This is a genomic window from Pseudoalteromonas sp. 0802 (genome assembly GCF_013350085.1).
Lineage (GTDB): Bacteria > Pseudomonadota > Gammaproteobacteria > Enterobacterales > Alteromonadaceae > Pseudoalteromonas.
The window spans coordinates 186,835-199,387 of sequence record NZ_JABVXE010000002.1; the positions used below are offsets into that span (position 1 = coordinate 186,835).

The 12,553-nt window shown below is 40.5% G+C and carries 10 protein-coding genes; 5 read left to right on the forward strand and 5 right to left on the reverse strand.

Features of this window, described 5'->3' with window-relative positions; all coding sequences use genetic code 11:
* Nucleotides 1-130: 130 nt before the first annotated feature.
* A complete protein-coding gene (locus tag HUS61_RS05615) occupies nt 131-910 on the reverse strand; it encodes a DUF2189 domain-containing protein (RefSeq protein ID WP_054564098.1) in 780 nt (259 codons plus the stop codon).
* 145 nt (nt 911-1,055) lie between these two features.
* Here HUS61_RS05615 and udp point away from each other — a divergent pair, with 145 nt between their 5' ends.
* Nucleotides 1,056-1,811 (forward strand): uridine phosphorylase, encoded by a 756-nt coding sequence (gene udp, locus HUS61_RS05620; RefSeq protein ID WP_058584290.1) that lies wholly within the window; start codon nt 1,056-1,058, stop codon nt 1,809-1,811.
* Here the strand turns inward: udp and cdd are convergent.
* The gene (gene cdd, locus HUS61_RS05625) at nt 1,803-2,729 is read right to left on the reverse strand and encodes a cytidine deaminase (RefSeq protein WP_175081460.1); all 927 of its coding nucleotides are present in this window, start codon (nt 2,727-2,729) and stop codon (nt 1,803-1,805) included. The two genes, udp and cdd, sit on opposite strands and share 9 nt — an antisense overlap.
* Before the next feature lie 165 nt (nt 2,730-2,894).
* On the reverse strand, nt 2,895-3,263 hold the full coding sequence (locus HUS61_RS05630) for a hypothetical protein (RefSeq protein ID WP_175081461.1): 369 nt from the start codon (nt 3,261-3,263) through the stop codon (nt 2,895-2,897).
* Between the two features lie 338 nt (nt 3,264-3,601).
* On the opposite strand from HUS61_RS05630, the gene HUS61_RS05635 reads away from it, so the two are divergent.
* The gene (locus HUS61_RS05635) at nt 3,602-5,641 is read left to right on the forward strand and encodes an ATP-binding protein (RefSeq protein WP_175081462.1); all 2,040 of its coding nucleotides are present in this window, start codon (nt 3,602-3,604) and stop codon (nt 5,639-5,641) included.
* Here HUS61_RS05635 and ppc read toward each other — a convergent pair.
* On the reverse strand, nt 5,638-8,283 hold the full coding sequence (gene ppc, locus HUS61_RS05640; RefSeq protein WP_062565520.1) for a phosphoenolpyruvate carboxylase: 2,646 nt from the start codon (nt 8,281-8,283) through the stop codon (nt 5,638-5,640). The genes HUS61_RS05635 and ppc overlap by 4 nt on opposite strands.
* Nucleotides 8,284-8,707: 424 nt before the next feature.
* Between ppc and HUS61_RS05645 the strand changes: the two genes are divergently transcribed.
* Complete coding sequence (locus HUS61_RS05645; protein ID WP_175081463.1) at nt 8,708-9,454, forward strand: SDR family NAD(P)-dependent oxidoreductase; 747 nt, start codon at nt 8,708-8,710, stop codon at nt 9,452-9,454.
* Nucleotides 9,455-9,464: 10 nt separating this feature from the next.
* Nucleotides 9,465-10,073 (forward strand): flavin reductase family protein, encoded by a 609-nt coding sequence (locus HUS61_RS05650; RefSeq protein ID WP_175081464.1) that lies wholly within the window; start codon nt 9,465-9,467, stop codon nt 10,071-10,073.
* 15 nt (nt 10,074-10,088) lie between these two features.
* Here the strand turns inward: HUS61_RS05650 and HUS61_RS05655 are convergent, their stop codons facing one another.
* Nucleotides 10,089-11,168, reverse strand: a complete 1,080-nt coding sequence (locus HUS61_RS05655; protein WP_175081465.1) for a Xaa-Pro peptidase family protein — start codon at nt 11,166-11,168, stop codon at nt 10,089-10,091.
* A gap of 129 nt (nt 11,169-11,297) precedes the next feature.
* Here HUS61_RS05655 and HUS61_RS05660 point away from each other — a divergent pair, with 129 nt between their 5' ends.
* Nucleotides 11,298-12,518: a Xaa-Pro peptidase family protein gene (locus HUS61_RS05660; RefSeq protein WP_175081466.1), complete on the forward strand. Its 1,221-nt coding sequence runs from the start codon at nt 11,298-11,300 to the stop codon at nt 12,516-12,518.
* Nucleotides 12,519-12,553 lie beyond the last annotated feature (35 nt).

Here is a 12,553-nt window from a genome sequence, read left to right on the forward strand (position 1 = left end):
TTTAAACTGCTCTAGTCAAATAAGAGCGCTGTATTTTGGCAGGTATAACATGCGCGAAAAGAAAGTCAAATTTTGCGGCAACCTAGGTGATTGCCGCTATAGATTTATATTCAAACGAAGTGAATACTCATTATTCATAGCCTCTTGGCTTCTTGGTTTTGATTACTGCAATGTAGGCATGCCAACTGGCATAGCTCAATAAAGGCATAATAACGATAAACCCAGCAGTGCCTGTAATAAAGCCGACAAACACTAAACACAAGATCAAGCCAGCCCAAACAACCATAGCACCAAAATTGGTTTTAACCGCGTTCATCGAAGAAATTACCGCAGTCATAATATCAACACGGCGTTCCATCATAATTTGCGGGGTAAATGCTGAAATCGCAAATACAGTGACCAGTAAAATACCACCAACAATACTACCTAGCGTTAAAAACGCAGATAACTGCTCAAAACTCGGGTTAACAACGTTCGGGTACAATGCATGAATAAGTGCAGCTAAGCGCATCCAAACAATCATAATTACCATTAATAACACCGCAAAGCCCCATTCACCTGCTGGGTTTCTAAACATCGATTTAAGGCTGTGCATTAAAGTGGGTTTGTGGCCTTTTTCAAGCTCCCATGCAACATCGTAAAGTCCGGCAGCAAAAGCAGGGCCAATTAATGCAAAGCCAACGACTGCAGGCAATATAACTAAGTGCGTATCAAACTGATAAACAAAATACATGATAGTCGCAGGTATCAAGGTAAATACTAATCCGTAGACTAGACTCAGTATGGGCGCATTAGCGATATCTTTAAATGCAAGTGCTAACCAATGAAAAGGCGCACCAATTGAAATTTTCGAGCTTTCTAAACAGCGTGCAAACTCATGGTGTTTACTCATAGAAGATGAAGCAGGCATAATATATCCTCTTTTATCGTTACTTCTTTAGGTTTAGGTTATCTGTGCAATTCTTGCAACATTGGTGATCTAATAGGACATCTGTCCTGTACTTTAAACACATATGATTAAAGTATTACGCTTTAGACAAAAATAAGGTTTAATAATGGAAAAGGTATTTCACTTAGGGCTTACTCGTCAGGACTTAAACGGCGCAACCCTTGCGATTGTCCCTGGCGATCCTGACCGCTCAGCACGCATTTCAACACTTCTCGATAACCCTGAATGCTTAGCGAAGACCCGTGAATTTCATGTATACCGAGGTGAGCTAAACGGGCACAGCGTTGTAGTTTGTTCTACCGGTATTGGCGGCCCATCTACATCAATTGCTGTTGAAGAGCTTGCTCAGCTAGGTATTGATACCTTTTTGCGTATTGGAACGACCGGTGCAATTCAGCCACACATTAACGAAGGCGACATTTTAATTAGCCAAGCTTCAGTTCGTTTAGATGGTGCTAGCCAGCATTTCGCACCACTAAGCTACCCTGCTGTGTCTGACTTCTTTGCAACACAAGCGATGGTAAATGCATGTGATAAGCTAGGAATTAATTTCCACATTGGTATTACTGCATCGAGTGATACTTTCTACCCGGGTCAAGAACGTTACGATACTTATTCTGGCTATGTTCCTCGCTCATTCCAAGGCAGCTGTGAAGAGTGGCAAAAACTAGGCGTGATGAATTATGAAATGGAATCAGCAACACTATTTACTATGTGTGCTGCCCTTGGCTTACGCGCAGCCTGTGTTGCAGGGGTATTAGTAAATCGTACTAAACAAGAAATTCCGAATGTTGACCACGGCGAGATTGAGAAAAAATCAGTCGCCGTCGTCATTGAAGCTGCAAAACTATTGCTAAACTAGTTTAGCAACACAATGCTCAAATGCTGGTGGGTTTGCAAAGCTTGCCAGCACACTTTTAGCCACCTCATATTGATTTTCTGCCCCTTGTGTTTCTAACAAGGTGATTGACTTAACTGTTTTATCATCAAAGGTTAAGCCCGCAAGATAAAACTGACTCAATGCACTTTGTAATGGCGAAAGGCTTGGGCTATAGGCTGCATTTTCAGCATAACTTCCGTAAAAGTCACCTTCATCAAAAGTCGTTAATTTAACCGCACTAAAGTTACCTGTGTAAGGCACGTATGCATTGAGTGCCAATTGAATAAGTTTATTATCAGCAATCGAAAGATCAGTAAACTGTTTATCGCTTTGCTTATTAGAAAATAAACAGGCTTCATTGCCTAGGTCTTTCGGGCCAAATGAATAAGGTAATAACTCATGAAGATTAAAATCGCGTTCTGGCAATAAAATCTCAAGTGAGTCTGCGGTGCTCAATTCATTCATAAATTGACGGCAGTAACCACAAGGTGCATCGCTAATAGCAATTTTTAACACTGCTTGCGCGCCATTAAGCCATGCATTATTAATGGCTGATTGCTCAGCATGAACGACCAAACTCAATGCTTGATGAGAAAACTCAACATTTGCGCCAAAATAGAAATTTGTCTCGCCTTGCTTGTTTAACCCTACAGCAATAGCGCCCACATAGAATTTAGAAATAGGCGCGACAGAAAATAAACTTGCGACGGCTACACAGGCTTTTAGTAACTCAAGTTGGCTAACTTGAAACTGCTGACAAAGAGAAGAAATATCAGATTGAGATAAGATGCCACGTTGCTGTTTAAGCTGGGCAAAAAGAGAATTTTTTTGTTGTTCATTGAAGCTAAACGGCTCTGAATTTTGAGCTAGTTTGCTTGCATCTATCCTAGTTGCTGTCATAACAAATTATAATTATTAATTGGCTAAACAGTTTAAAAGGTTACGTAATGAATTGCTAGGTTTTGGCGGTAAACATCAAGGTAAATCGCATAATAAAAGCTAAAAATTAGCGATATTTGTAAGCCCAGATATACACAACAAAATAGCGATGACTAGCTCGACCAATTATTGACGAACCAGCCAATTTTTTGCTTTGTTAAAACATTCAAAGTTTTCAGCTTGTAAGTTATAGCGCTTTGCTTTTTGCATAAATAAGTCGTGCATAAAACCATCAAAACTTACAACTATTGCTACAACAGTTTCTTTCAAAGAGTTTGCCACTTCCGGCATAATGGTGAATAAATCAGCAGGTGCGAAATTGTGCGTCATCTCAGACACATCAACGAGTATTTTCTCTGACCCATGTAATTCTGAATATTGTTGGGCAATTTGGTAAAAATTTATCACATCCTGTGCACTAGCAGTCCCTCTTAACGTCATCATCACGAGTGACGTCGATGCATCATAAGTGATGCAAGTAGACACGTTTGGCATAAGTTACTCTAAAAAAAGCGTGGAGGTTGATTTGGCTTAACGGTAGCTGAATCAAAAAGCTGGGCTATTTTATTAATATCGCCTCTCTAGTCAATACCTCGCAATAAAATAGGTATGACCAGTTGCAAAATTCAGATTTTAGGATTAGATCTACTTTAAAGAGTTGTTATGCAAATTCATATCTTATTTACTTTAGACACAAGTATGAGTTTTCCTTTCATAGAATCAGCTTTTTCAGATAAACCTATATTTAGTTAAAATTTATAATATTTAGCGTTATTTAGACAGCAAAATGGGTGAGCGTTTTTTAAGCTCACTTTTAAATGGATTGGTGTGTCATGAAAGCGCGATTGGTTATATTATTTGGCTTTACCTTGTTGATTTTATTAATTTCAACAACACCTAAAGCGATGCCCATTAAAGAATTTGAAAAGCTTAGAACCTCAATAAGGCAAAGCTACGCCAGTTCACCTCAAGAAGGGCTTGAGTTTGTAAATGCGCTAATTGAAACTACCGAACTAACACTAGAACAAAAGATTATAGTCACTAATTATAAAGCTTGGTTTTTGCTTGAGACTGACAAGCTAGAACAAGCCATGGAAACCATTGTTAAGTACATGAATATGGTTTCTCAATCTGATGAAAAAGACCTCATGTATGGCTATTTCAATATTTCTGGTGGGATTTATGCGCGTTTAGGTCTATATGAAGAAGCCTTAGTGTACTATCGCGATGCCATGCCATTTGCACAATCTCGAGATGAGCGTTTAATTTATCAAACCGAAAATAATATCGCTTTGGTAAAGCTACGTTTAAACCGTTATAAAGAAGCTGCAGACTCGTTCACATACTATCGAGATTATGCCCACAGAAAAAATCAAACTCTCAACGAATCATTTGCTAGCAATAACTTAGCGCTTGCTTTAATTGGATTAAAACAGTACTCAAATGCACTCAAGGTTATCAATGAAGCTATTGGGCTGCAAAGCCAACACAACTACACCACTCACCTTGCTTCAAGCCTTGTTCTAAAAGCCAAAGTATTACGTTTTCAAGGTTTTTTAGAAGACTCAGAAAAGGTACTCAACGAGGCTTCAACACTCATTGAAAATAAACAGCTTGAGAATGAGCAACTTAATATTATTTTATGTTTAGCAGAAACGTATGAAGCACAAGGACACACTGACAAAGCACTCAATACACTTGCATCCGTTGATACACACACTGTTAGCCATACTAATTTTGAAGCCCTATTATCGATTGCAAAATTAACTGCAGAGCTTTACGAGAAACAAAAAAATTATGTAAATGCACTCAGCGCTTATAAACAATATTCGTACATTAACGCCGCTATTTTAACCAGACAAGCCAAAGTGAATTTAGCAAAAGCACTTGCAGAAGCCGATGTTGCCGCAAAAGAAGTAAGAATTTCTAACCTAACTCGTGCTGAGCAAATAAAAGCCACTAAAGCGAATGCATTTAAAGATCTCACGATTGTAGTAAGCATTTGTTTAGTCGTTATTTTATTTGGCTCATTTATCGCAATCAACAGCATAGACAAACAAAAACAAAAATTAGCTAAAGCATTAGAGCAGTTAAAAGATACGCAAGATCATCTGATTGAAATTGAAAAAATAGCCTCTTTAACAGCACTGGTATCTGGTATGGCGCATCAACTTAATACCCCTATTGGCACAATAGTGACCGCAAGTTCATTAATCGATGATTACATGGAAGGTTTAGAAGAAAAATTTAAAGCCCGAGAGCTCTCTAGCAAGCATTTTCATAAGTTCATCACTGATACCAATAGCGCTAAAGAGCTGGTGATTAGTAGCATTAATCGACTTGCTGGAATTGTCGAAGAATTCAAAGCGCTCAATGTGTCGATACACCTTGATAAACCGATGAGCAAAATACAGCTGCCAAGCTTTCTTAATCATCGTTTATGCCCTTTGAGCAAACATCTTGGTAAACAAATTGAGTTTAAAATTCATGGTGATGAGGCAGTTATTACGTCATATCCAACTATCTTAAGTGATGTATTAAAAACCTTGGTTATAAATTCCTGCGAGCATGGCTTTGTTAATTCTGATCAAGGTGTTGTCGAGGTAACAGTTAAAGCCTATACACATGTGGTTGAAATTACCTATCAAGATAACGGTGTCGGTATCAATGATGAGATCCTACATGAAATATTTACGCCTTTTTATACAACAAATCTAGGTGGAAACCATCTAGGGCTTGGCTTAAACGTAGTATTTAATGCGGTAAAATATAATCTTAGAGGGAAAATAAGCGCCGAGTCATGTAACCACGGCGCACGATTTGTTATTAGCCTACCAATCGATGCTCGATTGGTTGATGACACCAGCTATTAACCGGTATTACGCATACCTGCAGCGATACCTGTCATAGTGATCATCAAGGCATTATCAATATCGCCTTCAGAGCCCTCGTCAGCTTCGCGTGAACGACGCAGTAACTCGACTTGTAATAAGTTAAGTGGATCTGTGTACGGGTTACGAAGTGCGATTGACTCTTTGATCCAAGGTTGGTCTGCAAGCAGGCTCTTTTGTGGGCTAAGCGATTGAACAAGTTCAATAGCTTCGCTCAATTCTTGACGTAGCTTCACGCCTAATGGCTTATATTGCTCAGTTACTAATGCATCATCGTAATGCGCACTTAACCATGTATCTGCTTTACTAAATACCATTTCTAGCATCTCTAAACGAGCACGGAAGAATGGCCATTTTAAGCTCATTTCATGAAGTGTCTCGATGCCATACTTATCTAAAGCAGCTTTAAGGCCTGTTAATGCACCCAACCAAGCTGGCAGCATTAAACGGTTTTGGCTCCATGCAAAAATCCATGGAATAGCACGAAGGCTTTCTACCCCACCGTTCGGGTTACGCTTCGCAGGGCGAGAACCAAGTGGTAATTTAGAAAGCTCTTGCTCTGGGGTTGCCATTCTAAAATAAGGCACAAAGTTTTCATCATGGCGCACAACTTGACGGTAATGCTCACAAGAATCTGCACTAATAAGCTCCATAACATCACGCCATTCGCTCTTAGGCTCTGGCGGTGGCAGCAGGTTACTTTCAAGAACAGCACCGGCATAAATATTTAAGCTTTGTAGCGCTACAGCAGGCAAACCAAACTTAAAGCGGATCATTTCACCTTGCTCTGTTACACGTAGGCCACCTTTTAATGAACCTGGAGGCTGTGAGCGAAGTGCTTGGGCAGCTGGCGCGCCACCGCGACCAACAGTACCACCACGGCCGTGGAATAAAATAAGTTCAATACCGCGATTTTCGGCTAATTGAACAAGTTTATCCATAGCTTCATATTGTGCCCAACCGGCAGCCATCATACCTGCATCTTTTGCTGAGTCAGAGTAGCCGATCATGACATTTTGTTGGTTTTGAATATGACCACGGTACCAGGTGTTATCAAGTAAACATTCGATAACCTCTTTACCATTATTTAAGTCGTCTAACGTTTCAAATAATGGCGCAACCGGTAAGTTAAACTTACAACCACTTTCTTTAAGCAGTAACTGTACTGCCAGCACATCAGATGCGGTACGTGCCATCGAGATAATATACAAGCCAAATGTTTGAGCATCTTGCGCTGCGATTACATCGAATGTATCTAGCACCTCTTGTACTTCTGGACTTGGTTGCCAATGTTTTGGAATTAGCGGACGTCGAGAGTTTAGCTCAGCAAGTAAAAACGCTTGTTTGTCTTCTTCTTGCCATTGATGGTAATCACCTAAACCTAAATAACGTGTTAGCTCCGAGAAAACATCACCATGACGCGATGAATCCTGACGTACATCAAGTTTTGCAAGGCGCAGACCAAAGCTATTAATACGGCGCAGAACATCAAGCAGCAAGCCATCGGCAACTACTTTCATGTTGGTTTTAATAAGCGAGCGATAACACACTTCGATTGGGTGCTTAATTTGCGCGATATCGGTAATTAAATCTTCAGAATCAGTGCGCTTTTTCTTTATTTTAGCGCCCAAATGCGTCACCGTTTCAGCAATTTGATTCTTTAATTTTTTAAGTACCGCACGATAAGGTTCAAAGTCTTGGCCGGCAAGCTCAATAAGCTCATCACTTGCATCCGACATAGATAGCTCATTGCTTAGCGTTTCGATATCACGCGAATACAAATCAAGTGCCATCCAGCGGCCATGATCAAGTACTTGCTGTGTGACTTCAGCAGTTACAAACGGGTTACCATCACGGTCGCCGCCCATCCATGAAGTAAATTCAATTGGGCTGAAATCAATAGGTAGCTCTAGATCAAGCTCTGCTTTTACGTCTTCGCCAAACTCACGTAAGAAACGCGGAACAGCGTGCCATAAGCTATTTTCAATAACCGCAAAACCCCATTTAGCTTCATCAATTGGCGTTGGGCGTGAACGACGAATATCGTCGGTATGCCACGCTTGGCTAATAAGTTGGGCAATACGATTTAATAAATCTGCACGTTCACTAGGTAGGTTATCTTTACGCTCTAAAGAGGCAAGACAATCACTTAATTCAACGTGTTTATTAATCATTGTACGGCGTGTCACCTCAGTTGGGTGAGCCGTCAGTACTAAATTGATGTGGAGTTTTGAGAGTGTTTGTGCCAAGTGATTAGGATCAACTTGACCTTGCTTTGATGCTGTTGCTAACGCTTTTAATGTTTGAGTGAGAGGGTTTAGTTGGCAAAAACCAACATCATTAAAGCGCGATACGGTATGAAATTGTTCAGCAACATTAGCAAGATTCAAAAAATGATTAAATGAGCGTGCAACCGGTAATAGTTCTTCATCTGTGAGAGCGTGTAGTACTTCGATAAGCGCTTGTCTGTCGGCTTCGTTACCACTACGTGACGATTTAGATAAAGCGCGAATCTCTTCTACCTTATCTAAAATGGCTTGTCCTTGTGCATCTTTAATGGTTTGACCCAGCATTTGTCCAAGCATACTAACATTACCGCGAAGTGCAGCGTATTGTTCACTCATTCTCATACTCCTTTCTTTAACTAAGTTGAAAGTACTTACTGCACAGTATTTAGCCAAGCACGAACGCAGCTAGATACTGATCCCTTTTATTAATATCATTGTCAGCGTTAATTTAATAGATCGAATTTTCTAACATACTCGTAAAAAAGAATAACCAATCTATAAACATAAAAGTGTAATAAATACGCAGCTTAGTCAGCTGCAAAGCGTTAAAGCCAGCTCAATTGGTAAAATGGACTTACCAATTAAAAAGATAAAATCCCCGTAAATTAAGGCATCCTTAATGTTTGCATGGTCAAATCTTTACCCGCCTTTTTTTATGTGTTTGTACGGTTAGATCAAGACAAACAGAGCTACTATCATTTTATTAGTTGGTGATATTTTGAGCGAAAAAATTTTCAAATATTTTTAGAACAGGTCAAAAATGCAACTCTATATTTTGTGCGGTGCAAGCAGTGAAATTGCAAATGCCTATTTCACTACTCTTCATAAACGAATAAACACGGGTCATATCGTAACCATCAGCCGAGGTGAATTTAAGGCAAGTTTTAATGAATCTGTAAGCAATGAGATAAGCCACCAGCATTTTATTACTGACTACTCAGAGCAAAGCTTGAGTGGCATTGCGAAAGAACTTGCCGGTGGCCACTATGATTTGGCCCAGTTGATGATATTTAACGGCTTATTGCATGATCCAGATAATGCGCCTGAACGTAAACTTGAACAAATATCTGAGCAGCACTTTATAAATAGCATGACCACAAACGCTCTACTACCAATTCGCTGTGTGGGTTTATTCTCAACGCTTTTGAAGCCACAAGTTTCAACTGTGGTGTGTGCCCTTAGTGCACGTGTTGGTAGCATTAGTGATAACAAGTTAGGCGGTTGGTATAGCTATCGGGCATCGAAGGCGGCATTAAATATGTTATTTAAATCTGCAGCAATTGAACTTAGCAGACGCTATAAAAAATGCCACTGCGTGTTATTTCACCCAGGTACTACTGATACGCCATTATCAAAACCCTTTCAGGCAAATGTACCCGAAGGAAAGCTATTTACCCCTGAGTTTGTAGCCGAGCAATTGTATTCATTGATAAGTGATGCTGACTTTTTACAACAATCACAAAATCCTGCCTACTTTGACTGGCAAGGAAAACCCATAGACTGGTAACAGGAAATTTATGCATTTAACAAAACAAGCCATTGCTGATTTAGAAAACCGCTATCGCGCTCATTTAATTAATAGTTTGTCGGGGTTTAAAAGTGCCAACTTAGTCGGCACTCAAGATAGCAACGGCCAAACTAACTTAGCGATTGTAAGTTCAGTATTTCATCTTGGCGCACATCCCCCTTTAGTGGGTATGATAATTAGGCCCCATTCAGTGCCTCGCCATACCCTAGAGAACTTATTAGCCACTAAACAGTACACGATTAACCACGTAAACAAAGACATTTATAATAAAGCACATCAAACATCGGCACGCTACGACAAGGACGAGTCTGAATTTGATGCAACAGGGCTCAGTACTGAATACCTAAATGACTTTACAGCGCCTTTTGTTAAAGAAAGTAAGCTTAAATATGCGCTTGAGCTGAGAGAACACCACCACCTTGCCATCAATGGCACTGAGCTGATCATAGGTGAAATAACCGACATTTATTTAGATGAGGCGTGTTTGCAAGAAGATGGCTTTGTCGATATTGAATCCATTGGTACAGTCGCAGTGAGCGGGCTTGATAGTTACCATGTAACTGAACGTTTAGCCCGCTTAGCGTATGCTAAAAAGTAACCTTTAATTTAAGCACTAGATTATAAATGGCTTAGGCGCATGGGTTAACACCTCAAAGCCAGATTCGGTGACAACTATGTCATCTTCTAGGCGCACACCACCGTAGCCTGGTATATAAATGCCAGGCTCAATAGTGATCACATTACCAACTTCAAGGTTGTAGTCTGTCAATGTGTTAATAAATGGCACTTCATGTAAAAATAGCCCTAAACCATGGCCCAGGCCTTTACCTGCGTACTCACCAAAGCCCGCCTCAGCAATCACCTTGTTTGACATGGCATTTAAATCTAAACAGTTAACACCTGGTTTAACCATTTCAAGTGCCGCATTTTGTGCATCGAGTACAGTATTATAAATACGGGTTTGTTTTTCTGACGCTTCGCCAATGATGTAACTGCGAGTCATATCAGAGCGATAGCCATTTACAACAGCACCAAAGTCAAGGGTTACAAAGTCACCTTGCTTTAAAACCTGATCTGACGGGTTACCATGCGGTAAGGCAGAGCGTTCTGCAAATAGCATGATAGTGGCAAACGACATTCCTTCTGAACCAAGCTTTTGCATTCTAAATTCAAGCTCTAAGGCAAGGTCTCGCTCAGTTACACCCGGTTTAAAATAAGGTAGCGTTTGTGCTAATGCTTCATCAGCGATGGCCGCAGCAGCTTTAATTTGTGCAACTTCCCAGTTGTCTTTAACGCGTCTTAGTTTTTCAATTAAACCGTTTACCGCAGTTAATGTGTGGCCGCTTAGCTCATCTGCCACACCTTGCCAAATTGCTACCGTGACATAGCTTGCATCAAATGCGACATGGCTGTTTGGGTTAAGGTGCTTGTTTATACAATGGCCAAGGGTTTCGTTGTCTCTGTCTCGACAAACAACTTCAAACCCTGTTGTTTCTGCAATTGCACGTTGGTGGTATCGGTAATCAGTGATCAACACACACGCATTTTGAGTAATTAATGCATAAGCAGCATTACCGCTAAAACCACTTAAGTAACGAATATTTTCATGACCAAGTACTAACATGGCGCTGTAACCTTGTTGTTCTAGCAAGGCTTTAAATTCAGCTTGTCTTTTTAAGTAATTAACTTGCATTGTCGCTCCTTATTTTTTGCGCATGCTAACAGTTATAGCCATAAATACGAATATTATGCGATTAGTCGCAGTGAGTTTGCATCAACTGTTTACTCAAGCCACAATGCACAAAAAACCAAGGAGTACACAATGACAACATATGGTATTGGCACACAAACGCCAGAGCAGGCGCTTGACTCTTTGTCAGATATGACAACAGATTTAACCCCTATTCAAAATGACGAATTTCATGCGCGTATCGCAAAAGCACAAGCGTATATGCAAGCAAACAATATTGATGCAATTTACTTAAATGCAGGCACTAACCTAGCCTACTTTACAGGGATGCGTTGGTACGCAAGTGAGCGTTTAGTTGGCGCTATTTTACCTGCTAAAGGTGATGTGCAATACATAGCGCCGTTTTTTGAAATCGGCAGCTTAAACGATTTTATGGTGATTGATGGCCCAATTCGTGGCTGGCAAGAGCACGAAAACCCTTATCAACTGTGTGTAGATGTTCTTACAGAAATGGGCATTAGCAAAAATGGCACCCTTGGTATTGATGAAAGCGCACAATTTTTTATCTACGACGGTATTAATAAAGCGAACGGCGATTACAACATTGTTAACGCACAGTGCGTAACAGCTCACTGCCGCATGCATAAATCAGCCAGCGAACTTGCCTTAATGCAACGTGCAATGGACATGACTTTAGAAGTACACAAAGCGACGGCAAGTATGCTTTATGAAGGTATCACCACCACTGAAGTTGAAGCCTTTATTAAAAAAGCGCACCAAAAAGTCGGCGCACCGGGTAACTATTTTTGTATTGTGTTATTTGGTGTTGCGTCGTCTTTCCCGCATGGCGTTAAAAACCCGCAAACCCTTAAAAAAGGTGATGTGGTACTGATTGATACTGGCTGTAAAGTACATGATTACCTCTCTGACATTACCCGTACTTATGTATTTGGTGAAGCAACCGATCGCCAACGTACGTTTTGGCAACACGAGAAAAATGCCCAACTTGCTGCTTTTGCTGCCGCAAAAAATGGTGAGCCATGTGGCAAAGTAGACGATGCTGCAAGGCAGTACCTAGCCGAAAATGGCATGGGTCCAGAGTATCAAACACCAGGCTGTCCACACAGAACAGGCCATGGCATTGGTTTAGATATTCATGAATGGCCATACCTAGTTGGTGGTAACCCTACCCCACTCGCACCAGGTATGTGTTTTAGTAACGAACCCATGTTAGTAATACCGGATGAGTTTGGTATTCGCTTAGAAGATCATTTTTATATGACAGACGAAGGTCCGCGCTGGTTTACCGAGCCTGCTCACAGCATTGATGACCCATTTGGGTTAGCTAAATAAAATTCAAATAAACTTTATAAGGCCAGTTTTCTGGC